Origin of the sequence: Kineococcus lubricus (assembly GCF_050871965.1) — a bacterium.
GTDB lineage: Bacteria > Actinomycetota > Actinomycetes > Actinomycetales > Kineococcaceae > Kineococcus.
Window position 1 is genome coordinate 1 of sequence record NZ_JBJLSK010000027.1, and the last position, 23,367, is coordinate 23,367.

The window sequence follows — 23,367 nt, forward strand, 5'->3', positions numbered from 1 at the left end:
GCCGCGGGCGCGCGCGGGGGGCGGGGGGGCGGGGCGCCCCGCGCCCACCCCCCCCCCCGCCCCCCCCCCCCCCCCCCCCCCCCCCCCCCCCCCCCCCCCCCCCCCCCCCCCCCCCCCCCCGTCCCACGAGGAGCTCCAGCGGTCCCCGCCCGACCACGAGCCGCCAGAGCGTGGCGAACACCAGGGCCCCGGCCACGTGCGCGGCGAGCAGGCTCGTGGACTGGTCGTCGGTGCCGGCGAGCGCGAGCACGTGGGCGGTGTAGACCGTCAGCGGCATCGCGCCCACCGCCGCCACCGGGAAGAGGAACCGGGTCACCGCGGCCGGCAGCAGGCACGCCGCCCCCAGGACCGCGAGCGCCGTCCCGCCGGTGTGCAGGAGGTCGAAGGGCGTCCCGGAGTGCGGGGCGACGACCGCCAGCCACCAGCGGCTGTCGGTGGGCACGGTGCCGTAGAACCGCAGGAGGTCGGCCGCGGAGGGCCCCGCGACCCCCTCGAGCGCGGCCCGGCCACCCGCACCCAGCAGCAGGGCGCTGCCGGCCCACGCCCCGGCCGCCGTCACGGCGCCCGCGCCGAGCACCCCCAGCGCGGCGCGCGGCGACCGCAGGTCGGCCCGGGAGACCGCCAGACCGAGCAGCAGGTACCCGGCCCAGCCGATCACGGGGTAGTACCCGGTGAGGGTGAGCGCCTCGAGCAGGTCGCCTGGGCGGGCCAGCCAGTCCAGCGTCGGCTGCTCGAACCGCGGCTGCAGGCCTCCGGCGGCGCGCACGGCGAAGGAGACGAGCGGGGCCAGGACCAGCCAGCCGACCGCGAGGACGGCCAGCCGGCGCGCCGGCCACCACAGGAACGGCAGGACGACCACGAACGCCACCCCGTAGTAGGGGAGGATGATCGCGACGCGGCTGCCGGCGTCGACGAGCAGCAGGCCGACGAGCGCGACGAGCAGGCCGCGGACGACGACGCCCGCGCGGGCGCCGCGCCGCTGCGCCGGGTCCGCGGACCGACGGGTGGCCAGACCGAGGGAGACCCCGGCCAGCACGGCGAACAGCCCCGACGCGCGGCCGTGGGCGAGGGCGTAGAGCACACCGCCGGCCCCGGGGGCGTCCTCACCCGGCAGGACGTGGATCGTCATCATCCCGACGACCGCCACGGCGCGGGCCAGGTCGACGCCGGTGACGCGCCCGGGGGCGGGGCCGCGGGCCGGGGCGCGGTCGGGGAGGCGGATCACCGGCCCAGTCTGCCGGGCACGGTGCCTGCCCGGGCCTGCTGTCGGCGTGTCGGCGATGCTCCCGCCGCCGCCCGGGAGACCCTGGGACCCGGCTGGGTGCTCGCCCGGTCGGAGCAGTCGCGCCCGGGTACGGTGACCGCATGGCCACCCGGACGAACACGCGGACGACCAGCGGCAGGGGAGGGTCCACCAAGGTGGCGACCGGTTCTCGGGGTGGCACGAAGGCGAACGCGAACGGGTCCCGGGCCAAGAGCCCGGCCAAGGCCCCGGCCAGGACCCCGGCCAAGGCGCCCGCCCGGTCCGGGGCCCGGCCCGCCGCGAACCGCACCCCGGCCCGCCGCCCGGCGCCAGTGCCCACCGGCCCGTCCTGGCCGGTGCGGGCGGTCACGGCCGTCTGGATGGGGTGCGCGCACCTGGTGGGGGGCGCCGCGCGGCGCATCGGGACCGGCGCGCGCGACCTGGACCCCGAGCTGCGGCGGGACGGTGCCGGGTTCGCGCTGCTCGCGCTCGCCATCGTCGTCGCCGCCCGCGAGTGGTGGGGGCTGCCCGGCCGCGCCGGGCAGGTCATCCACACCGTCGCCGCGGGCACGCTGGGTGAGGTGGCGCTGGCCCTGCCCGTCGTGCTCGTCGGGTTGTCGGTGCACCTGCTGCGCCACCCCGACCACACCCAGACCACCACGCGCGCCGTCGTCGGCTCCCTGGCGCTGACGCTGTCGGCCGCCGGGCTCGTGCACCTGGCCACCGGGTCGCCCGCGCCGACGGGGCCGCAGGGCGCGAGCGTGGTCACCGACTCCGGCGGGATGCTGGGCTTCCTGGTGGCCGGTCCGCTCACCACGGCGCTGACGCCGTGGGTCACGACGCCGATCCTGGTGCTGCTGGGCTTCTTCGGCGTCCTGGTGCTCACGGCCACCCCGGTGCACGCCATCCCCTCCCGCCTGCGCGAGGCGTACGAGCGCCTGACCCACCACCCGCACCGCGAGGAGCCCGGTGAGCGGACCGGCCGGCGGGACCTGCCGGCGTCGGCGCTGGCCCGGCAGCGGGCGGCGCGCGCCGTCGAGGCGGCCCCCGAGGCCGCTGCCGAGCCCCGCCGCCGCCGGAAGAAGGACGACGCGGCGGTCGCCGAGCGGGTCGGGGACGAGGCCTTCGAGCAGGCCGCGATCACCGACGCCGCCGTCTCCGGGAGCACCCCGGAGGCCGACGCGGACAGCGGCCCGCGGCCGCGCCCGGGCCAGCGCCGGCCGGTCGCCTCGGACGTGCCGTCGGTGCGCGAGGCCCTGGAGGAGCGACCGCGCGTGGACGGCGCGTCGGTGCCCTCGACCCCGCCGAAGGACCTGGTCGCGCCGCCCTCGACGCCGCTGCCGCCGCGCATCGAGCAGCTGACCCTGGCCCCGGACGTGACGTACACGCTGCCGGAGGCGGCCGCGCTGACGCCGGGGACGCCGCCGAAGGAGCGCAGCGCCGCCAACGACCGGGTCGTCGAGGCCCTGTCGGGGGTGCTGGACCAGTTCGACATCGACGCCCGGGTGACGGGCTTCTCCCGCGGCCCGACGGTCACCCGCTACGAGGTGGAGCTCGGGCCGGGCACGAAGGTCGAACGGGTCACGCAGCTGTCGAAGAACATCGCGTACGCGGTGGCCAGCGCGGACGTCCGCATCCTGTCGCCGATCCCGGGCAAGTCCGCCATCGGCATCGAGATCCCCAACTCCGACCGCGAGACCGTCTCCCTGGGTGACGTGCTGCGCTCGAAGGTGGCGACGTCGACCGAGCACCCGATGGTCATGGGCGTCGGCAAGGACGTCGAGGGCGGTTTCGTCGTCGCCAACCTCGCCAAGATGCCGCACCTGCTCGTCGCGGGGGCGACCGGCGCCGGCAAGTCGAGCTTCGTGAACTCGATGATCACCTCGATCCTCATGCGGGCCACCCCGGACGAGGTCCGGATGGTGCTCGTCGACCCCAAGCGCGTCGAGCTGACGATCTACGAGGGCATCCCGCACCTCATCACGCCGATCATCACGAACCCCAAGAAGGCCGCCGAGGCCCTGGAGTGGGTCGTGCGCGAGATGGACCAGCGCTACAACGACCTGGCCGAGTTCGGCTTCAAGCACGTCGACGACTTCAACAAGGCCGTCAAGGCCGGCAAGGTGCAGGTGCCGGAGGGGTCGCAGCGGGTGCTGCAGCCCTACCCGTACCTGCTGGTGATCGTCGACGAGCTGGCCGACCTCATGATGGTCGCCCCGCGCGACGTGGAGGCCTCGATCCAGCGCATCACGCAGCTGGCGCGCGCGGCGGGGATCCACCTGGTGCTGGCGACGCAGCGGCCGTCGGTGGACGTCGTGACCGGTCTGATCAAGGCGAACGTGCCGTCGCGGCTGGCGTTCGCGACGAGCTCGCTGGCCGACTCCCGCGTCGTGCTGGACCAGCCGGGCGCGGAGAAGCTGGTCGGGCAGGGCGACGCGCTGTTCCTGCCGATGGGGTCGTCCAAGCCGATGCGGGTGCAGGGCGCCTGGGTCACCGAGAGCGAGATCGAGGCCGTCGTCTCGCACGTGAAGTCGCAGCTGCAGCCGGTGTACCGCGACGACGTGGTGGTGACGGCGCAGAAGAAGCAGGTGGACGAGGAGATCGGCGACGACCTCGACGTCCTGCTGCAGGCCGCCGAGCTGGTGGTGACGACGCAGTTCGGGTCGACGTCGATGCTGCAGCGCAAGCTGCGGGTCGGGTTCGCCAAGGCGGGCCGGTTGATGGACCTGCTGGAGTCGCGGGGGGTCGTGGGGCCGAGCGAGGGCTCCAAGGCCCGTGACGTGCTGGTGCGGCCCGAGGACCTGCCGGGCGCGCTGGCGCTGATGCGCGGTGAGGAGCCGCCGGTGGCGCAGGACCCGGTGGGGGAGCCGGAGGTCGTGGAGGTCGAGGGCGGCGAGGACGCCTGGGAGCTGCTCGACCGGCGGTGAGGCGCCGTCCGCGACACGTCACGGAGAGCGAGCAGTCTGTCGCATTCCGGTGACTCTCCGTGTAACTTTGAGTCATGGACGCGCCCCGACCCCACGAGCCGGTCCGGCCGTCCAGCGAACGGTCCTCCGAGCGGCCCGCTGACCGGCCCGGTGAGCGCCGGGAGGCCGAGCGGCGCGACCTGGACCTGCTGGTCTGGGACGCGCCGAACATCGACATGACGCTGTCCTCGATCCTCGGCTCCCGGCCCGCGTCCTCCGACCGCCCGCGCTTCGACGCCATCGCCCGCTGGTTCCTGTCCGAGGCCGGTGACCACGAGGTCGAGGGCTGCGTGTTCACCAACGTCCACCCCACGAGCGCGGTGTCCCTGCGGGGCTGGATCGAGGCGCTGCGCAGCTTCGGGTACGCGGTGTTCGCCCGCCCCAAGGTCCACCCCGAGGACGACGTCGACGACGCGATGCTCCAGCACATCGCCTCCCGGCGGGCCTCGCACCGGCTGCGCCGGGTCGTCGTCGCCAGCGGCGACGGCCGCAACTTCCTGACCCCGCTGGAGGAGCTGCACCGCGCCGGGGTGCGCGTGGTCGTGCTCTCCTTCGCCGAGGTCGCCGGGTACGCCCAGGAGTCCCCGCTCCTGGAGTTCGTCGACCTCGAGGACGTCCCCGGCGCCTTCCAGGTCTCCCTCGGGCGCACCCGGCTGACGGCGCTGCCCCCCGACGGCGGCTGGTTCCGCCCCACCCGGCCCATGCGCGCGCTGCTGGAGGAACCCGCGCCGCCGGAGAGCCCGGCGCCCCCGTCCGACGCGCCCGCCGCCGCGCCGGAAGGGCTGGCGCGCAACACCTCCGAGGCCGCACCCGGCACCGAGGACGCCCCGCGCCCGGCGGCCCCCGAGGTCGGCGAGGTCGGCCGCGTCCCGGTCGCCCACCCCCAGCGGGCCCGCAGCGCCTGAGCCCGGCCCACCCGGCCGGCGGGCCCGTCGCCCGCCGGTGGGGCCGTACCCTGGAGGCGTGCCTCCCCTCCCCGGACAGCAGCGGTCCGTCGCGCTCGTGACGCTCGGCTGCGCCCGCAACGACGTCGACTCCGAAGAACTCGCCGGACGGCTCGCCGACGCCGGCTGGACCCTCGTCGACGACGCCGACGGGGCCGACGTGGCCGTCGTCAACACCTGCGGGTTCGTGGAGCAGGCCAAGAAGGACTCCATCGACACCGTGCTGGCCGCCGCGGACCTCAAGGAGGCCGGCCGCACGAAGGCGGTCGTGGCCGTGGGGTGCATGGCCGAGCGCTACGGCAAGGACCTCGCCGAGTCCCTGCCCGAGGCCGACGCGATCCTCGGCTTCGACTCCTACGGCGACCTGTCCTCCCACCTCGAGGCGATCCTGCACGGGGAGAAGCCGCAGTCCCACGTGCCGCGCGACCGGCGCTCGCTGCTGCCGCTGGCCCCCGTGGACCGGCAGGCCGCCCGCGCCGCCGCCGCCCGGGCCGCCGCCTCGGCCGAGCCGGACCTGCCCGAGGGCGTGGCCCCGGCCAGCGGCCCGCGCGTGGTGCGCCGTCGCCTGGGCTCGGGCCCGTGGGCGCCGGTGAAGATCGCCGCCGGCTGCGACCGCCGCTGCACCTTCTGCGCCATCCCCGCCTTCCGCGGGTCCTTCGTCTCCCGGCCCGCCGACGAGGTGCTCGCCGAGACGCACTGGCTGGCCGAGCAGGGCGTCAAGGAGGTGTTCCTCGTCTCGGAGAACACCACCTCCTACGGCAAGGACCTCGGGGACCTGCGCGCCCTGGAGGCGCTGCTGCCGCGCGTCGCGGCCGTCGAGGGCATCGAGCGCGTCCGGGTGTCGTACCTGCAGCCGGCCGAGGTCCGTCCCGGGCTGCTCGACGCGCTCACCGGCACCCCCGGCGTCGTGCCCTACTTCGACCTCTCCTTCCAGCACTCCGCGCCGAACGTGCTGCGCCGCATGCGCCGCTTCGGCAGCACCGAGGCGTTCCTGGCGCTGCTGGATCAGGTGCGCGAGCGCTTCCCCACCGCGGGCATCCGGTCCAACGTCATCGTCGGGTTCCCCGGCGAGACCGAGGCCGACCTCGACGAGCTGTGCTCCTTCCTCGAGCGGGCCCGCCTCGACGTCGTCGGGGTGTTCGGCTACTCCGACGAGGACGGCACCGAGGCCGAGACGCTCGACGGCAAGCACCCCGAGGAGGTCGTCGCGGCCCGCCTGGACCGGGTGAGCCGGCTCGTGGAGGAGCTCGTCGCCCAGCGCGCCGAGGAGCGCCTCGGCGAGGTCGTCGAGGTGCTCGTGGAGTCGGTCGTCGACGAGGACGGCGACCCGCACGTCGTCGGCCGCGCCGCCCACCAGGGTCCCGACGTCGACGGCGAGACCGAGCTGGACCTGCCGCCGGGCTTCGCGGTCGCCGTCGGTGACGTCGTCCGCGCCCGGGTCACCGGTGTCGCCGGGGCCGACCTGCTCGCCGAACCGGTGAGGGCTACGGTCGGGGCATGAGCACCAGGACGGGATCCGAGCGGCTGGGGGTGCACCGCGGGCACGTGCCCAACGCCCTGACCGTCCTGCGGCTGGTCTTCGTCCCGCTGTTCGTGTGGTTCCTGGCCGTGGACGGCGGGACGGACTGGCGGTGGCGGCTGGCCGCCTCGGCCGTCTTCGTGGCCGCCAGCATCACCGACCGCTACGACGGGCACCTGGCCCGCCGCTGGGAGGTCGTGAGCGACTTCGGCAAGATCGCCGACCCCATCGCCGACAAGGCCCTCATCGGGGCCGGGCTGGTCGTGCTGTCCCTGCAGGGCCGGCTGTGGTGGTGGATGACGATCGTCATCCTGGCCCGGGAGCTGCTCGTCACCCTGCTGCGGTTCATCGTCATCCGCCGCGGGGTCATCCCGGCGGCCAAGGGCGGCAAGATCAAGACCGTCGTCCAGACCGTCGCCGTGGGGCTGTTCGTGCTGCCGCTGCCGGCGGCGCTGGACCCGGTGTGCCTGGCCGTGATGGGCGTGGCCGTCGTCCTGACCCTCTGGAGCGCCTGGGCGTACGTGGTGGCCGGGGCGAAGCTGCTGCGTCCGTGACCTCCGCGGCGGACGTCGTGGCCGCGCTGGTCGCCGCGCGGGTGCGGGTCGCCACCGCCGAGTCCCTCACGGGCGGGCTGCTGTGCGCGACCCTCGTGGACGTGCCGGGGGCCTCCGCGGTCGTCCGCGGCGGCGTCGTCGCCTACGCCACCGAGCTCAAGACCGCGCTGCTGGGGGTGCCCGACGAGGCGCTGGCCCGCACCGGCCCGGTGGACGGGTTCGTGGCCGAGGAGATGGCCCGGGGCGCCTGCGCGCGGCTGGGGGCCGACCTCGGCGTCGCCACGACGGGTGTGGCCGGCCCCGGCCCGGCCGACGGGTTCGCGGCCGGGACGGTGTTCCTGGGCGTGGCCGCGCCGTGGCTGTCCGGCGGCGCCCGGCACGTGCGGCTGGCTCTGACCGGGGACCGCGCGCGCATCCGGCGGGAGACCGTCGCCGCGGCCCTGGCCGCCGTCGCCGCGACGGTGGCCGACCGCCCCGAGCGGGTCGAGGAACAGGACGGCGCTCCCGGGAGTTGAGCCTGACGTGCGCAACTCTGCTCCCACCACCACCTCCGCGCCCCGGCCGGGGTACGGTAGTGGTTCCACTACTGGCAGCCACCGAGTCGTCTCGGACACCCGTCCGGTCCTGCGCGGACTGCCACCTCGACTCCCTGAGGGAGGCCGCCGCATGGTCGTGCTCCGCCGGACGATCGGTGACGTGCTGCGCGATGAACGGCGCGGCCAGCAGCGGACCCTGCGTGAGGTGTCCTCCACCGCACGCGTCTCCCTCGGCTACCTCAGCGAGGTCGAACGCGGCCAGAAGGAAGCCTCCAGCGAGCTGCTCGCCTCCATCTGCACCGCGCTCGACGTCCCGCTCTCGCAGGTCCTCGGCGAGGTGACCCGCCGCATCGCCGTCGAGGAGGGCCCCGCGACCCACCGCCGGTACGCCGCCGAGGGCATCGTGCCGACCCCGGCTCCCGAGCCCCAGCGCCCGGTGGCCGGCACCCCCGCGCCCGCGGCGACGACCGACCTCGACACCGACCTCGACACCCTCGTCGAGCAGGCCGTCGACTCCGTCGTCGACCACGCCATCGACTCCGCCCTCGCCGAGGTGCCCAGCCGCGAGTTCGCGGTCGAGCTCGAGGGCCTGCCCGACGAGCTCGAGCTCATCGTCCGGCGCCGCCTCGTCTCGGCCGCCTGACTCAGCGGCGGGTCCGGTAGGACCTGCCCGCACCCGGCCGTCCGGAGCTGCCCAGCGGGCGCTGCGGGCGGCCGTCGTCCGTCGGGGCCGGCCCGCGCTGGCACCCCGGGCAGTAGAACGCCGTCCGGTCCTGCGGCGGCCGCCCGATCATCGCGACGCGGACCGTCCCGGCGCACCGCAGGCACGGCAGCCCCGAGCGCGCGTGGGCGAAGTTCTGCCGCCCCCGCCGCAGGTCACCCGTCGTCACCTGGTCCGCCCGGTCCTTGTTGAGGTCCAGCAGCCGGTGGACGAGCGCCACGAACGCCGCCGGGTCCGCCACGCGCGCGACCGGTGCCCACGGGGTCAGGCGGGCCAGGAAGCACGCCTCGGCCATGTAGAAGGTCCCCACCCCCGCCAGGACCCGCTGGTCCAGCAGCGCCGCCCCCAGCTCGCGGTCCGGGTCCTCGGTGAGCCGGCGCACCGCCTCGACGGGGTCCCAGCCCGGGCCGAGCAGGTCCGGGCCGAGGTGCCCGACGAGCTCGTGCTCGCCGTCGGTGGGGACGAGGTCCAGCATCCCCAGCTTGTGACCGACCGCGGTCCACTCCGGCGTCGCCAGCACCGCGCGCGTCCCCGACGCCGAGCGCCGCCCCCGCGGGTCGCCGGTGCGCTCGACGTACCAGGACCCCTCCATCCGCAGGTGGCTGTGCAGGGTCAGCGGCGGGTCCTCACCCCCGGCCGCGACCCGCGTCAGCAGGTGCTTGCCGGCGCTGACCGTCCCCAGCACCGCCCGGCCCGACAGGTCGACGGTGGCCAGGCTCGGCCAGCGCAGCTCGCTGGACAGGAGCGTGCGCCCGGTCAGCGCCCGGTCCAGCCGCCGGGCCGTGCGCCAGACGACGTCACCCTCGGGCACCGCTCAGCTCCGGATCCGCAGGCCCCGCGGGGTGGCGTGGAAACCGGCGGCCTCCAGCGCCCTCCCCAGCGGCGAGTCCGCCACCAGCACCCCGCTGCCGTCGGCCTTCTCGACCGTCAGCCGGCCCAGGACGCCCTCGCGGACGGCCAGGGCGAGCACGTCCGCCGCGGCCTGCAGGACCGTCTCCTCCGCCGTCCAGGACAGCACCGACCGGCCCCCGCGCTCGACGTAGAGCACCAGGTCGCCGTCGACGACGACCACCAGCGCGCCCGCCTTGCGGCCCGGGCGGTGCCCCGTCGCCCCCTCGGTCGCCGCGGGCCGCTCCGGCCACGGCAGCGCCGCCCCGTACGGGTTCGCCGGGTCGGTCGCCGCCAGCACCAGCGCCCCCGGCCCGCTGTCGCGGTCCTGGCCGCGCCGCTGCGACGGGCTCGCCCCGCCCACGGGCCGCGCGCTGTCCCGCAGGCGGTCCACCGCCCCCGTCGTCGCGAACTGCGAGGCACCCAGACCCTCGACGAAGTACCCCCGCCGGGCCCGGCCGGCCTCCTCGAACGCCGACAGCACCTTGTAGACCGCGGCGAAACCGCCCGGGACCCGCTCGCTGCCGACCGCCCCGCGGGTCAGCACCCCGTGCCGGTCCAGCAGCACCTCGGCGCTCGCGTGCGCGCGCACCGTCGCGTCGGTCTCGACCTCCGGCAGCAGCGACCAGCGACCCGCGGCCGACGGCGGGCCGCTGCGGGAGGGCAGCTCCACCCGGCGCACCCCGCGGCTCCGCGCCGGGCGCGCGTACCGGCTGCGCGGTGCGGAGGCCCGCGGCTTGTGCGCCCCCCGCCCGCCGAGGCGGTTGCGCAGCGGCGCGAGGGTGTCGTTCGTCAGCCGCCCGGCCCACACCAGGTCCCACAGCACCGTCGCCAGGCCCGTGTCGTCGGTCGACCCCACCGCGTCGGACAGCGCGCGGAAGAAGTACGCCCCGCCCCCGCCGAGCGCGTCCAGCACCGCCCGGTGCAGCTCGGTGTCGACCTCCACCTCCGACTCCGCCGGGTCCGGCAGCGTCAGCGGCGCCAGGTCGGCCGGGTGCAGCGACACCCAACCGTCGTCGCCGGGCAGGGCCCCGTGCCCGGACCACACGACCTCTCCGGCCGCGGTGAGCTCGTCGAGCATCGACGGGGTGTACCCCTCGACGCGGGCGGCCAGCACCAGCGGTTCCAGGGCGCTGGCGGGCACGACGGCCCCGGCGAGCTGCTCCACGGCCCGCAGGACCCCGTCGACGCCGCGCAGCCGCTGCCGCAGGCCGGTGCTGACCCCCTGCCAGGCGGGCAGGAAGCGGGCCAGGTCGCGCGGGGGGACCGGTTCGACGTCGGCGCGCAGCGCCGCCAGCGACCGTCGCCGCAGGATCCGCAGCACGTCGGCGTCGCACAGCTCCAGACCCGTCCCGCCGGGCCGCAGCTCGCCCTCCACCAGCCGGCCGACGGCCTGCAGCCGGCGCAGCGCCTCGTGCGCGACGGCACGCCCCACCCCGAACCGGGCGGCCGCCTCGGTCACCGTGAACGGCCCCCGGGTCCGGGCGAACCGGCCGAACAGCTCCGCCAGCGGGTCGGCGACCGGCTCGGTGAACGCCTCCGGGATGCCGACGGGCAGGGGGGTGCCCAGGCCGTCGCGCAACCGCCCGGCGTCCTCGATGACGGCCCAGTGCTCCTCACCGGCGATGCGCACCCGGATCAGCCGCCGCGCCTCCTCCAGGCCCGCCAGCCAGCGGGCCGGGTCGGCGGTGCTGCGGGCGGCGACCTCCGCGGTCGTCAGGGGCCCCAGGACGCGCAGCAGGTCGGCGACGTCCTCGGCGTCGGTCGACTTCCGCTCCGGGACCAGGCGCTGCAGCTCGTCCTCGGTGCGCTGCACCGCCTCGGGGTCCAGCAGGTCCCGCAGCGCGGCGCCCTCGCCGCGGCCGAGCAGCTCGGCCAGCAGGCTCGGGTCGAGCGCGAGCGCGGCGGCCCGGCGCTCGGCCAGCGGGGAGTCGCCCTCGTAGAGGAACTGCGCGACGTAGCCGAACATCAGCCCGCGCGCGAACGGCGACGGCTGCTGCGACTCGACCTCGACCACCCGGACCGTGCGCGCGGCGAGGTCCCGCATGAGCTGTTCCAGGCCCGTGACGTCGAAGACGTCGGACAGGCACTCGCGCACCGTCTCCAGCACGATCGGGAAGCTCGCGAACCGGCTGGCGACCTGCAGCAGCGAGGCGGCGCGCTGACGCTGCTGCCACAGCGGCTGGCGGCGACCGGGCTGACGGCGGGGCAGCAGCAGCGCCCGCGCCGCGCACTCGCGGAACCGGGCCGCGAACAGCGCCGACCCGCCGATCTCAGCCGTCACGAGGTCGGCGACCTCGTCGGCCTCCAGCGCCACCAGGTCGGCGACGTCGGGGGCCTGCCCCTCCGGCAGGTCGAGGTCGGGCAGCCGCAGGACGATGCCGTCGTCGGCGGGCATGGCCTGCACGTCGACGCCGAACCGTTCCCGCATGCGCGCACCCAGCGCCAGCGCCCACGGGGAGTGGACCTGCCCGCCGAAGGGGGAGTGGATGCAGACGCGCCAGTCGCCGAGCTCGTCGCGGAACCGCTCGACGACGATCGTCCGGTCGTCGGGGACGTGCCGCGTCGCGGCCTGCTGTTCGGTCAGGTAGGTCAGCAGGTTGCCCGTGGCCCAGTCGTCCAGGCCCGCGGCCCGGACCCGCTCGCGTGCCGCGTCGCCGCCGAAACCCCCGTCGAGGGACCCGAGCTCGCGGACGAACTCGCCGAGGGCCCGGCCCAGCTCCGCCGGCCGGCCCAGCGCCTCGCCGTGCCAGAACGGCAGCCGCCCGGGCTGGCCGGGGGCGGGGGTGACCAGCACCCGGTCGTGGGTGATGTCCTCGACCCGCCAGGCCGAGGACCCCAGCGTGATGACGTCGCCCACCCGCGACTCGTAGACCATCTCCTCGTCGAGCTCCCCGACCCGCCGTCCCGGGCCCTCGCCGGAGGCCAGGAACACGCCGAACAGCCCGCGGTCGGGGATCGTCCCGCCGCTGGTGACGGCGAGCCGCTGCGCGCCGGGCCGCCCGGTGAGGGTGTCGGTGACGCGGTCCCACACCAGCCGCGGGCGCAGCTCGGCGAACTCGTCGCTGGGGTAGCGGCCCGAGAGCATGTCCAGGACGGCGTCCAGGATCGGCCGCGACAGCGTCGCGAACGGCGCCGCGCGCTGGGCCAGCGCCAGCAGGTCCGGGACGGTCCACTCGTCCATCGCCACCATCGCGACGACCTGCTGGGCCAGGACGTCCAGCGGGTTCGCCGGGATCCGCAGCTCCTCGATCCGGCCGTCGCGCATGCGCTCGACGACGACGGCGGTCTGCAGCAGGTCCCCGCGGAACTTCGGGAACAGCACGCCGCGCGAGACCGCGCCGACCTGGTGGCCGGCGCGGCCGACGCGCTGCAGGCCGCTGGCCACGCTCGGCGGGGACTCGACCTGCACGACGAGGTCGACGGCGCCCATGTCGATCCCTAGCTCCAGGCTGGAGGTCGCGACGACGGCGGGCAGCCGGCCGGCCTTGAGGTCCTCCTCGATGAGGGAACGCTGCTCCTTGGACACCGAGCCGTGGTGGGCGCGGGCCAGCACGGGGGGCTTGCCCGCGGCGGCGCCGGCCTGCCCCATGAACTCGGCGGGGACCGGCGCCGGGGCGTCCTCCTCGCCCTCGGGGTTCAGGCGCTCGTCCCAGATCTCGTTCAGCCGCGCCGTCAGCCGCTCCGAGAGCCGCCGCGAGTTCGAGAACACCAGGGTCGAGCGGTGGTCGGCGACGAGGTCGACGATGCGCTCCTCGACGTGCGGCCAGATGCTCGCCCGGCGGGGGTTGCCCGCCGCCTGGCCCGTCAGGTCGTCGGGGTCCTCGGCGCCGCGGCCGGAGTTGTCCAGCTCGCTCATGTCCTCGACGGGGACCACGACCCTGAGGTCGAACTCCTTCGTCGAGGGCGGCTGCACGACCGTCACGGGCCGGCCGCCGGAGACCCACTCCGCGACCGTCCGCACGGGACGGACCGTGGCCGACAGCCCGACGCGCTGGGTGGGTTCGCCGCCGGCCGCCGTCACGAGGGCGTCCAGCCGCTCCAGCGACACCGCCAGGTGCGCCCCGCGCTTGGACCCGGCCATGGCGTGCACCTCGTCGAGCACCACGGTGCGCACCCCGCGCAGCTGCTCGCGGGCCTTCGACGTCAGCAGCAGGAACAACGACTCGGGGGTGGTGATGAGGACGTCCGGCGGGGTGCGGGTGAACCCGCGCCGCTCCTCCGTCGAGGTGTCCCCCGAGCGCACGCCCACGCGCACCTCGGGCACGGGCAGCCCGAGCCGCTGCGCGGCCTGCCGGATGCCGGTCAGCGGCGAGCGGAGGTTCCGCTCGACGTCCACGGCCAGCGCCTTCAGGGGCGAGACGTACAGGACGCGGCAGCGGTGGTCCTTGTCCTCGGGGACCGGTTCACCGGCCAGCCCGTCCAGCGCCCACAGGAACGCCGACAGCGTCTTGCCCGACCCGGTGGGGGCCACGACGAGGGCGTGCTGCCCGCGGCTGACGGCGTCCCAGGCGCCGACCTGGGCGGGGGTGGGAGCGGCGAAGGCACCGGTGAACCAGGCCCGCGTGGCCTCGGAGAACCGGCCCAGGACCTCCTGCGCGCTCAGGTCGGGGGCGGGATCCGGGCTCATCCCGTCATGAGACCACCCGCCTCCGACACGTGCCCCCCGGGTCCGTGGTCGTGGCACCCTGTCCCCGTGCGCGTCAGCGAGTTCTGGACCCTGGTCACCGACGAGTTCGGGGACGCCTACGGCCGTTCGCTCGTGGCCGACCAGCACCTGCTGGCCCTCGACGACCGGACCGCCGGGCAGGCGCTGGACGCCGGGGTCGAGCCCAAGGCGATCTGGCTGGCGCTGTGCGACGCCATGGACGTGCCGGCCTCGCGCCGCCTCGGCAAGGACCCGCGCCCGCCGAAGCGCCGCTGACCTACTCCCCGGTGGCCCCGTCGATCCGCTCCCGCAGCAGGTCGGCGTGGCCGTTGTGCCGGGCGTACTCCTCCACGAGGTGGGCCAGGACCCAGCGCACGCTCGTCGTGCCCTGCCGGTGCTCGAAGGTGTCGTCGAGGTCGTGCGCGGCCAGGACCGCCCGGGCGAGGTCCTGCTGGGTGGCGAGCTCGGCCAGGTCGTGCACGGGGTCGGCCTCCTCGACGCGGTCGAACTCGCCGTCGGGGTCGGCATCGGACCAGTAGCGCGCCCGGACGTCCTCACCGGCGACCCCGGCCTGCCACCACACGCGCTCGACGTCGGCCAGGTGGCGGACCAGCCCCAGCAGCGACATCGACGACGGCTCGACCGAGCGCCGGCGCAGCTGCTCGGTGCCCAGGCCCTCGACCTTCCGCGCGAACGTCGTCCGGTGGTACTCCAGGAAGCCCTCCAGGGTGGAGCGCTCGTCGCCCACGTGCGGGGCCTCGTGACGCTGCGGGGCGGCGGGGACCGTGAAGCCCGCGGGTTCGCGGCGGGAGCCGGTCACAGCCACCACAGCCCCGCGCCGACGGCGCTCGTCCGCAGGCGGTACAGGCTCGTGGAGGCCGCCACGAACAGGTCGGTGCCGCGCTCGCCGCCGAAGCAGACGTTGGCGACGACCTCACCGACGACGACCTCGAGCAGCCCGGTGCCGTCGGGGGCGAAGACGGTCACGGCGTCCCCGTTGGACGTCCAGACGTTGCCGGCCGTGTCGACCCGGAAGCCGTCCGCCAGGCCGCGGTCGACCTCGGCGAAGACGCGGCCGTTCTTGACGACGGGGCCGCTGGGGCGGGCCTGCGGCCCGCGGCCGCCGCGGACGCCGGTGAGGACGTCGTAGACCCGGATGAGCCGGTGCGTGCCGTTGCCGGGGGTGCCCGCCGCGGAGGTGTCGGCGACGTAGAGCAGCGACTCGTCGGGGGAGAAGGCCAGCCCGTTGGGCTCCTCGACGTCGGTGACGACCACGCGCAGGTCACCGGTGGCGGGGTCGAGGCGGAAGACGAAGTTGTCGCCGTACTCGCGGTACCCCTCGTGCCCCTCGACGGGCACGGTGATGCCGTACGGCGGGTCGGTGAACCAGATCGCGCCGTCGGAGGCGACGACGACGTCGTTGGGGGAGTTGAAGCGCCGGTCGCCGAAGCGGTCCACCAGGACGTGCGTGCTGCCGTCGGGCTCGGTGCGCTCGACGGCGCGCCGCCCGTGCGAGCAGGCGACGACCCGGCCCCGGTGGTCGAGGGTGCGGCCGTTGGTGAACTCCACGCCCGCGCGGTGCACGGTCAGGCCGCCGTCGACCCCGGAGGACTCCTCCCAGCGCAGCACGCGGTCGCCGGGGATGTCGCTGAAGATCACGGCCCGCTCACCCGGGAGCCAGACCGGGCCCTCGGCCCAGGTGCTGCCGGAGCCGAGGCGTTCGAGGGCGGCGCCGGCGGGCAGCAGCCCGGCGCCGCGGGGGTCGAGGACCGTGGGGGACGTCTGCGTCACACCGAGCACCCTAGTGATCGCGACACACCGGGCCCCGGCGGCTTGGGTTCGAACAGGTGTACGGATACCATCGAGGGGTCCACAGGGGGCTGGGACGGTCGATCCGTCCACAGGCCCGCGCCGTCGCGGGGGTCGTGTCGGAGGTCGGCTCTAACGTTCCCCCAGTCAGTCCGATCCAAACAGATCCAGACCACGAGGTGGAGACATGCCCGCTCCTGCGGACCGCGAGAAGGCCCTCGACGCCGCGCTCGCCGCGATCGACAAGAACTTCGGCAAGGGCTCGGTCATGCGGCTGGGCGACGACGTCCGCCCGCCCATCGAGGTCATCCCCACCGGGGCCATCGCCCTGGACGTCGCCCTCGGCATCGGCGGCCTGCCGCGCGGCCGTGTCGTCGAGATCTACGGCCCGGAGTCCTCGGGGAAGACGACCGTCGCCCTGCACGCCGTGGCGAACGCCCAGCGCAAGGGCGGCATCGCGGCGTTCATCGACGCCGAGCACGCCCTCGACCCCGACTACGCGGCCAAGCTGGGCGTCGACACCGACGCGCTGCTGGTCTCCCAGCCCGACACCGGTGAGCAGGCGCTGGAGATCGCGGACATGCTGATCCGCTCCGGCGCCCTCGACATCATCGTCATCGACTCCGTCGCGGCCCTGGTGCCCAAGGCCGAGATCGAGGGCGAGATGGGGGACAGCCACGTCGGCCTGCAGGCCCGCCTCATGTCGCAGGCCCTGCGCAAGATCACCGGTGCGCTGAACCACTCCGGCACCACGGCGATCTTCATCAACCAGCTGCGCGAGAAGATCGGCGTCATGTTCGGCTCCCCCGAGACGACGACGGGCGGCAAGGCGCTGAAGTTCTACGCCTCCGTGCGCCTGGACGTCCGCCGGATCGAGACGCTGAAGGACGGGACGAACCCCGTCGGCAACCGGACCCGCGTCAAGGTCGTCAAGAACAAGGTCTCGCCGCCGTTCAAGCAGGCCGAGTTCGACATCATCTACGGCCAGGGCATCTCCCGCGAGGGTGGGCTCATCGACCTCGGCGTCGAGCACGGCTTCGTGCGCAAGTCCGGTGCCTGGTACACCTACGAGGGCGACCAGCTCGGCCAGGGCAAGGAGAACGCCCGCGCCTTCCTGCGCGACAACCCCGACCTCGGCGACGAGATCGAGAAGCGCATCAAGGAGAAGCTCGGCATCGGCGCCCGGATGGACGCCCCGGCCGAGGCCGACGAGAAGGTCGACTTCTGAGCCGTCGCCGGCGTGAGCAGGTCCCTCCCGGTCCGGACGAGAACCCGGACCGGGAGGCGGACCCGCGCGAGGTCGCCCGGGCGATCGCCCTGCGGCAGCTGACGATGGCGCCGCGGACCCGTGCGCAGCTGGCGGAGAAGATGGCCGCCCGGGAGGTCCCGGCCGACATCGCCGTCGAGGTGCTCGACCGGTTCGAGGAGGTCGGCCTCGTCGACGACCGTGCCTTCGCCGAGGGCTGGGTCCGGTCGCGCAGCGTCGGCCGCGGCCGGCGGGCGCTGGCCCAGGAGCTGCGGCGCAAGGGCGTCGACGACGAGACCGCCCAGGAGGCCCTGGAGACCGTCGACCACGACACCCAGACCGACGCCGCCCGGGACCTCGTGCGCCGCAAGCTGCGCTCCACCGTCGGCCTGGAGCGCGCGGTCCGCGAACGCCGGCTGTTCGGGATGCTCGCCCGGCGCGGGTTCCCCACCGACGTCGTCCTGCGGGTCGTGCGCGAAGAGCTCGACGGGCAGGCGTAGGTTGCGCCCGTGACCACCATCGCGATCCTGGAACTGACCCTCACGGCCGAGGGCGTCGCCCAGGCCCCGGCCATCCTCACCGAGACCCTCGAGGCGACCCGCGCGTTCGAGGGGAACCTCGGCTGCGAGGTGCTCTTCGACAACGCCGACGAGCGCCACGTCTCGATCGTCGAGCGCTGGGAGTCGGTCGAGAACGACAACGCCTACCGGGCGTTCCGCGCCACCCCGGAAGGCGTGTCGCGACTGGGCGGCATCGTCGCGGACCGCAAGCTCACGCTGTACACGGTCCGCGACGACATCTGAGCCCGTCCCCGGTCAGACCGCGCCCGCGGCGCCCATCTGAGCGGTGTTGGTCGCGATGGTGGGGGTGCCGGACGTCTTGCCGCGCATCCGGCGCTCAACCACCTTCGCGATCCCCGCGAGGACCATGTTCGTCCCCACGTACACGACGGCGATGACGATCATCGCCGGGATCAGGTTGAAGTACTGCGACCCCAGCTGCGTGCCCCAGCGCAGCAGCTCGGTGAACCCGACGATGTAGATCAGCGCCGTGTCCTTGAGGATCACCACGATCTGTGACACCAGCGACGGCAGCATCGAGCGGACCGCTTGCGGCAGCTGGATCGTCCACAGCACCTGGCCCTCGGTCAGCCCGATCGCCAGGCCCGCCTCCCGCTGCCCCTTCGGCAGCGCCTCGACCCCGGCGCGCAGGATCTCGGCGATGAAGGCGCCGTTGTAGATGGTCAGACCCAGCACCCCGCACCAGTAGATCGGGATGTTGCCGTTGCCGCCGTAGAAGAACCAGAACATCAGCAGCAGGACCGGCGGGGCCCGGAACAGCTGGATGAGCCCGTAGGCGACCCAGCGCAGCGCCTTCGCCGACGACAACCGCAGGCTGGCCAGCACCGCGCCCAGCACGATCGACAGCGCGATGGCCATCAGGGCCACCGTCATCGTGCGCCACCAGGCGCCCACGAGCGCGCGCTGGATGTCCTGGTACCCGAAGGGGTTCCACTTCGACGGCGTGAACTGCCCCGCGCCGGCCAGCCGCCACACCACCACGGCGACGACCGCCGCGAACAGGGCGATCCCCACCACGGTCAGGACGTGGTTGAGCCGCCGCGCGCGCGGGCCGGGGGCGTCGTACAGGACCTGGCTCATGCGCGGGCTCCGTTGCGGGAAAGGGCCCGCTCCAGCAGGCCGACACCGGCGAAGAGCACCCCGGCCAGCAGCATGTACGCCACGGTGATCCCGATCAGCACGGAGATCACGGCGTTGCCGTTCTGCTCGACGAGGTTGCGCAACGCGGAGATGAGTTCGAAGTTGCTGGCCGCCGAGGCCACCGACGTGTTCTTCAGCAGCGCGTTCAGGACGCTGCCCAGCGGCGGCACGACCGCGCGGAACGCCTGCGGCAGCACCACCAGCCGCAGCACCCCGGTGAACGGCAGCCCGATCGCGCGGGCCGCCTCGGCCTGCCCCACCGGGACGGTGTTGATCCCGGACCGGACCGCCTCGCACACGAACGTCGAGGTGTAGGCCACCAGCGCCAGGATCGCGTACAGCCGGTACTGCGTCGCGGTGCCGACCCCGAACGTGATGCCCAGGGTCGGCAGGCACAGCACGCAGAAGACGATGATCAGCGTCAGCGGGGTGTTCCGGAAGACGTTGACGTAGGTGGTGCCGAACGCGCGCAGCGCGGCACTGGGGGAGATGCGGAACACCGCGAGGATCGTCCCGAGGACCAGGGAGCCCAGGGTCGCCCAGAAGAAGAGGGTGACCGTCCCCCAGACCCCGCGACCGAACACGTCGAGGTTGTCGACGATGACCTGCACGTCAGCTCCTTGCTGTGTCCTGGTGGGTGGAGCCGGAACGGCGACGTCCGGGGCCCGCGCCGTCGCGGACCCCGGACGCGGTGCCTCAGTAGCGGTCGACCGTGGGGGGCTCGGGGTCGGTGCCGCTGCCGCCGAGGGTGTAGTCGTAGGCCTTCTTCCAGTCGCCGTCGGTCACGGCGGTCTCGATCGCGTCGTTCAGCGCGTTGCGCATCACCGTGTCGCCCTTGGGCAGGCCGATGCCGTACGGCTCCTCGCTGAACGGCGCGCCGACGACCTTCAGGGCGTCGGGCTGCTGGGCGGCGTACCCGCGCAGGATCGCGTCGTCGGTCGTGACGGCGTCCACCGCGTTGGAGGTCAGCTGCTCCACGCACTTGGAGTACGCGTCGAAGGTGACCAGGTCGGCGTCGGGGTACTCGTCGCGGATCCGCGTCGCCGGCGTCGAGCCCTCGACCGAGCAGACCTTCTTGCCCGCCAGGGTGTCCGGCCCGGTGATCTCCGACTCGTCGGCCCGCACCAGCAGGTCCTGACCGGCCACGTAGTAGGGGCCGGCGAAGTCGACGACCTCCTTGCGCTTGTCGTTGATCGTGTACGAGGCGATGACCATGTCGACCGTGCCCTGCTGCAGGAACGGCTCGCGGTTGGCCGAGACGGTCTCGACGAACTCGATCTTGTCCGGCGACAGGCCGAGCTTGGCGGCCATCAGCTTGGCCATCTCGATGTCGAACCCGGCGTACTCCCCGGACCCGGCGTCCTTCTGACCGATGCCCGGCTGGTCGGCCTTCACGCCGATCGTGACCTTGCCGGCCGAGGTGATCTTCTCGAAGGTCGGGCTGCCCTCCAGGGTCACGCCCGTCGCCACGGCGTAGGTGGGTGCCGCGGCCGGCGTCTCGCCGGAGGTCGAGCCGCCGCCGCCGGTCTCCGGCGAGCCCTCCTGACCGCACGCGGTCAGGGCGAGGACGGCCGTGGCGGCACCGGCCAGCACGATCTTTCTGACGTTCTTCACGGGGTCTGGTCTCCTCGATCGGGGTGAGCGCTGCGTCGGTGCTGGATCAGTGGGTGAGGATCTTCGAGAGGAAGTCCTGGGCGCGCGCGTGCTTCGGCGCGGTGAAGAAGGTCTCGGGGTCGGTGTCCTCGAGGACCTGGCCGTCGGCCATGAAGACCACGCGGTCGGCGGCGCGACGGGCGAAGCCCATCTCGTGGGTGACCACGACCATCGTCATGCCCTCGCGGGCCAGCCCGGTCATGACGTCGAGGACCTCGTTGATCATCTCCGGGTCCAGCGCCGAGGTCGGCTCGTCGAAGAGCATGACCTTGGGGTCCATCGCCAGTGCCCGGGCGATGGCGACGCGCTGCTGCTGACCGCCGGACAGCTGCGCGGGGTACTTGCCGGCCTGGGAGGCCACGCCCACCCGCTCCAGCAGCGCGTCGGCGCGCCGGCCGGCCTCGGCCGCGGACTTCCCGCGGACCTTCACCGGCCCCAGCGTCACGTTCTCCTTCACGCTCTTGTGCGCGAAGAGGTTGAAGGACTGGAAGACCATCCCGACGTCGGCGCGCAGCCGCGCCAGGTCCTTGCCCTCGGCGGGCAGGTCCTTGCCGTCGATGGTGATGCGCCCGGAGTCGATCGTCTCCAGCCGGTTGATCGTGCGGCACAGCGTCGACTTGCCCGACCCCGACGGCCCGATGACCACGACGACCTCGCCCTCGGCGATGGTGAGGTCGATGTCCCGCAGGACGTGCAGGGCGCCGAAGTGCTTCTGCACACCCTCGAGGCGGACGAGGGGGCGGCGGGCCGTCGTCGGTGACGGGTGAGGGGCCTGCACGTGGTCACTCATGCCGCTGGACCGTACAGGAGCCGCTCAACATGTCCACCGGACCGCCACGCGGGTGACGACATCGTGATCCGAAAGTGATGGGCTCCCGCCCCCGGCGCACGCGGGACCGGGACGCCGGGCACGACCTAGACTGGGGTGTGATGAGCACGACGACCGACTCCCCGCAGACCGGCACCCCGCGCACGTACCAGGTGCGCACCTTCGGCTGCCAGATGAACGTCCACGACTCCGAGCGGCTGTCGGGCCTGCTGGAGGACGCGGGGTACGTCCGGTTCGACGAGGCCGGCGCGCAGGCGCCGGTCGAGCCCGACGTCGTCGTGTTCAACACGTGCGCCGTGCGCGAGAACGCCGACAACAAGCTGTACGGCAACCTCGGCCACCTCGCCCCCGTCAAGGAGCGCCGGCCGGGCATGCAGATCGCCGTCGGCGGCTGCCTGGCGCAGAAGGACCGCGGCGAGATCGTCCGCAAGGCGCCGTGGGTCGACGTCGTCTTCGGCACCCACAACGTCGGGTCCCTGCCCGTCCTGCTCGAACGCGCCCGGCACAACGCCGAGGCGCAGGTCGAGATCCTCGAGTCGCTCGAGACGTTCCCCTCCACGCTGCCCACGCGCCGCGAGTCGCCCTACGCGGCGTGGGTCAGCATCTCGGTCGGCTGCAACAACACCTGCACCTTCTGCATCGTCCCGGCCCTGCGCGGCAAGGAGAAGGACCGCCGTCCCGGCGATGTGCTGGCCGAGATCGAGGCCCTCGTCGGCGAGGGGGTCCTCGAGGTCACCCTGCTGGGGCAGAACGTCAACACCTACGGCGTGGAGTTCGGGGACCGGCTGGCCTTCGGCAAGCTGCTGCGCGCCACCGGCGGCATCGAGGGCCTCGAGCGGGTCCGCTTCACCAGCCCGCACCCGTCCAGCTTCACCGACGACGTCATCGAGGCCATGGCCGAGACGCCCAACGTCATGCCGAGCCTGCACATGCCCCTGCAGTCCGGCTCGGACCGGGTGCTGAAGGCCATGCGCCGCTCCTACCGGCAGTCCCGGTTCCTCGGCATCATCGACGGCGTCCGCTCCCGCATCCCCGACGCCGCGATCACCACCGACATCATCGTCGGGTTCCCCGGCGAGACCGACGCCGACTTCGAGGACACCCTGCACGTGGTGGAGCAGGCGCGCTTCTCCAGCGCCTTCACGTTCCAGTACTCCCCGCGGCCGGGGACCCCCGCCGCGACCATGGGCGACCAGATCCCCAAGAGCGTCGTGCAGGAGCGGTACGAGCGGCTCACCGCCCTGCAGGACCGCATCACCTACGAGGAGAACCAGGCGCAGGTCGGGCGCACGCTGGAGGTCCTGGTCGCCGAGGGGGAGGGCCGCAAGGACGCCGCGACGCAGCGCCTGTCCGGCCGGGCCCCCGATAACCGCCTCGTCCACTTCGCCGTGCCGGAGGGCACCGCGCTGCGCCCGGGGGACGTCGCCACGGTGCACGTCACCCGCGGCGCCCCCCACTACCTCGAGGCCGACGACCTCACCGCGTTCGCGGTGCGCCGCACCCGCGCCGGCGACGCGTGGGAGGCCCGGCAGGCGCGCCCGGCCGCCGAGCCCGACGGCCCCCGGCCGGTGGGCCTGGGGATGCCGTCGCTGCGCCGGCGGCTCTGAGCGGCTACTTCGACGGCGGGACCGAGGGGTCCGGCACGGGGTCCGGCCCCGGCGTCGGGCCGGGGTCCGGCAGCGGCGGCTCCCCGGGCTGACCGGGGTGCGGGACCGGGCTCGGCGGCGCCGGGACCGGCGGGGGCGTGGGGATCGTCACCGGACCGGTCCGCTCATCGGCGTGCCGTCGGTGCTGGTCCCGCCCCGCATCGGCGTCCCGCCGTCCGGGGTCGTCGTCGGCGGTGCCTGCTCGGCGGCCTTGTCGACGCCCTGGCGGGCCAGGTCCGCGACCCGGGACACCGTGTCGGCGTACTTGCCGCCGGTCCGGGCGTTGAGGAATTCCCCGGCCTTGCCGATCGCGCCGTCGGCGCGCCCGGAGTTCTCCGCGGCGAAGGCGCCGGCCCTCCCGCGGGCCTGGTCGGCGATCTCCTTCGCCTGGTCCGCGGCCTCGCCCAGCTTGCCCTTGAGGTAGTTCATCGTGCCCACGGTCAG

21 protein-coding genes are annotated in these 23,367 nt (G+C 74.5%); 11 read left to right on the forward strand and 10 right to left on the reverse strand.

Annotated features, from left to right (window positions below; all coding sequences use genetic code 11):
• Positions 1-1,225: heparan-alpha-glucosaminide N-acetyltransferase domain-containing protein (locus tag ACRYRX_RS17890; protein WP_432513982.1), on the reverse strand; the 1,225-nt coding region annotated here is incomplete at its 3' end.
• Between the two features lie 140 nt (positions 1,226-1,365).
• On the opposite strand from ACRYRX_RS17890, the gene ACRYRX_RS17895 reads away from it, so the two are divergent.
• The 6 genes from ACRYRX_RS17895 to ACRYRX_RS17920 all read left to right on the forward strand — a co-directional run bounded on the left by ACRYRX_RS17895 (position 1,366) and on the right by ACRYRX_RS17920 (position 8,405).
• Positions 1,366-4,170 carry a DNA translocase FtsK 4TM domain-containing protein gene (locus ACRYRX_RS17895; protein ID WP_432513984.1) on the forward strand — a complete coding sequence of 935 codons (2,805 nt, stop codon included), beginning with the start codon at positions 1,366-1,368 and terminating at the stop codon, positions 4,168-4,170.
• Positions 4,171-4,244: 74 nt separating this feature from the next.
• Positions 4,245-5,114: an NYN domain-containing protein gene (locus tag ACRYRX_RS17900; protein WP_432513986.1), complete on the forward strand. Its 870-nt coding sequence runs from the start codon at positions 4,245-4,247 to the stop codon at positions 5,112-5,114.
• Between the two features lie 58 nt (positions 5,115-5,172).
• Complete coding sequence (gene rimO / locus ACRYRX_RS17905) at positions 5,173-6,654, forward strand: 30S ribosomal protein S12 methylthiotransferase RimO (RefSeq protein ID WP_432513988.1); 1,482 nt, start codon at positions 5,173-5,175, stop codon at positions 6,652-6,654.
• On the forward strand, positions 6,651-7,226 hold the full coding sequence (gene pgsA, locus ACRYRX_RS17910) for a CDP-diacylglycerol--glycerol-3-phosphate 3-phosphatidyltransferase (protein ID WP_432513989.1): 576 nt from the start codon (positions 6,651-6,653) through the stop codon (positions 7,224-7,226). The genes rimO and pgsA overlap by 4 nt, the downstream gene beginning before the upstream one ends.
• Positions 7,223-7,741 (forward strand): CinA family protein, encoded by a 519-nt coding sequence (locus ACRYRX_RS17915; RefSeq protein ID WP_432513992.1) that lies wholly within the window; start codon positions 7,223-7,225, stop codon positions 7,739-7,741. Before pgsA ends, ACRYRX_RS17915 begins: the two co-directional genes overlap by 4 nt.
• A 151-nt stretch (positions 7,742-7,892) precedes the next feature.
• Complete coding sequence (locus ACRYRX_RS17920) at positions 7,893-8,405, forward strand: helix-turn-helix domain-containing protein (protein WP_432513993.1); 513 nt, start codon at positions 7,893-7,895, stop codon at positions 8,403-8,405.
• Between the two features lies 1 nt (position 8,406).
• Here the strand turns inward: ACRYRX_RS17920 and ACRYRX_RS17925 are convergent, their stop codons facing one another.
• Both ACRYRX_RS17925 and ACRYRX_RS17930 read right to left on the reverse strand, forming a co-directional pair.
• Positions 8,407-9,294: a DNA-formamidopyrimidine glycosylase family protein gene (locus ACRYRX_RS17925; protein ID WP_432513995.1), complete on the reverse strand. Its 888-nt coding sequence runs from the start codon at positions 9,292-9,294 to the stop codon at positions 8,407-8,409.
• A gap of 3 nt (positions 9,295-9,297) precedes the next feature.
• Positions 9,298-14,001, reverse strand: coding sequence for an ATP-dependent helicase (locus ACRYRX_RS17930; protein ID WP_432513996.1), 4,704 nt, complete (start codon positions 13,999-14,001; stop codon positions 9,298-9,300).
• A gap of 66 nt (positions 14,002-14,067) precedes the next feature.
• On the opposite strand from ACRYRX_RS17930, the gene ACRYRX_RS17935 reads away from it, so the two are divergent.
• Positions 14,068-14,295 carry a DUF3046 domain-containing protein gene (locus tag ACRYRX_RS17935; RefSeq protein WP_432513998.1) on the forward strand — a complete coding sequence of 76 codons (228 nt, stop codon included), beginning with the start codon at positions 14,068-14,070 and terminating at the stop codon, positions 14,293-14,295.
• A 1-nt stretch (position 14,296) separates the two neighbouring features.
• Here ACRYRX_RS17935 and ACRYRX_RS17940 read toward each other — a convergent pair whose 3' ends face one another.
• Positions 14,297-14,839, reverse strand: coding sequence for a DinB family protein (locus ACRYRX_RS17940; protein ID WP_432514000.1), 543 nt, complete (start codon positions 14,837-14,839; stop codon positions 14,297-14,299).
• On the reverse strand, positions 14,836-15,810 hold the full coding sequence (locus ACRYRX_RS17945; protein ID WP_432514002.1) for an SMP-30/gluconolactonase/LRE family protein: 975 nt from the start codon (positions 15,808-15,810) through the stop codon (positions 14,836-14,838). The genes ACRYRX_RS17940 and ACRYRX_RS17945 overlap by 4 nt, the downstream gene beginning before the upstream one ends.
• A 205-nt stretch (positions 15,811-16,015) precedes the next feature.
• Here ACRYRX_RS17945 and recA point away from each other — a divergent pair, with 205 nt between their 5' ends.
• The 3 genes from recA to ACRYRX_RS17960 all read left to right on the forward strand — a co-directional run bounded on the left by recA (position 16,016) and on the right by ACRYRX_RS17960 (position 17,877).
• Complete coding sequence (gene recA, locus ACRYRX_RS17950; RefSeq protein ID WP_432514004.1) at positions 16,016-17,056, forward strand: recombinase RecA; 1,041 nt, start codon at positions 16,016-16,018, stop codon at positions 17,054-17,056.
• Positions 17,057-17,139: 83 nt separating this feature from the next.
• Entirely contained in the window at positions 17,140-17,574 is a 435-nt protein-coding gene (locus tag ACRYRX_RS17955) for a regulatory protein RecX (RefSeq protein WP_432514068.1), read from the forward strand.
• Between the two features lie 9 nt (positions 17,575-17,583).
• Positions 17,584-17,877: a putative quinol monooxygenase gene (locus ACRYRX_RS17960; RefSeq protein ID WP_432514006.1), complete on the forward strand. Its 294-nt coding sequence runs from the start codon at positions 17,584-17,586 to the stop codon at positions 17,875-17,877.
• 12 nt (positions 17,878-17,889) lie between these two features.
• Here ACRYRX_RS17960 and ACRYRX_RS17965 read toward each other — a convergent pair whose 3' ends face one another.
• The 4 genes from ACRYRX_RS17965 to ACRYRX_RS17980 form a co-directional block, all read right to left on the reverse strand.
• Positions 17,890-18,735, reverse strand: coding sequence for an amino acid ABC transporter permease (locus ACRYRX_RS17965; RefSeq protein ID WP_432514009.1), 846 nt, complete (start codon positions 18,733-18,735; stop codon positions 17,890-17,892).
• Positions 18,732-19,406, reverse strand: a complete 675-nt coding sequence (locus tag ACRYRX_RS17970) for an amino acid ABC transporter permease (protein ID WP_432514010.1) — start codon at positions 19,404-19,406, stop codon at positions 18,732-18,734. The genes ACRYRX_RS17965 and ACRYRX_RS17970 overlap by 4 nt, the downstream gene beginning before the upstream one ends.
• 85 nt (positions 19,407-19,491) lie before the next feature.
• A complete protein-coding gene (locus ACRYRX_RS17975; protein ID WP_432514012.1) occupies positions 19,492-20,409 on the reverse strand; it encodes a glutamate ABC transporter substrate-binding protein in 918 nt (305 codons plus the stop codon).
• Between the two features lie 46 nt (positions 20,410-20,455).
• Entirely contained in the window at positions 20,456-21,238 is a 783-nt protein-coding gene (locus ACRYRX_RS17980; RefSeq protein ID WP_432514013.1) for an amino acid ABC transporter ATP-binding protein, read from the reverse strand.
• Positions 21,239-21,378: 140 nt separating this feature from the next.
• Between ACRYRX_RS17980 and miaB the strand changes: the two genes are divergently transcribed.
• The gene (miaB, locus tag ACRYRX_RS17985; RefSeq protein WP_432514016.1) at positions 21,379-22,884 is read left to right on the forward strand and encodes a tRNA (N6-isopentenyl adenosine(37)-C2)-methylthiotransferase MiaB; all 1,506 of its coding nucleotides are present in this window, start codon (positions 21,379-21,381) and stop codon (positions 22,882-22,884) included.
• Between the two features lie 147 nt (positions 22,885-23,031).
• On the opposite strand, the gene ACRYRX_RS17990 is transcribed toward miaB, so the two are convergent.
• Positions 23,032-23,352, reverse strand: a complete 321-nt coding sequence (locus ACRYRX_RS17990) for an antitoxin (protein ID WP_432514070.1) — start codon at positions 23,350-23,352, stop codon at positions 23,032-23,034.
• Positions 23,353-23,367 lie beyond the last annotated feature (15 nt).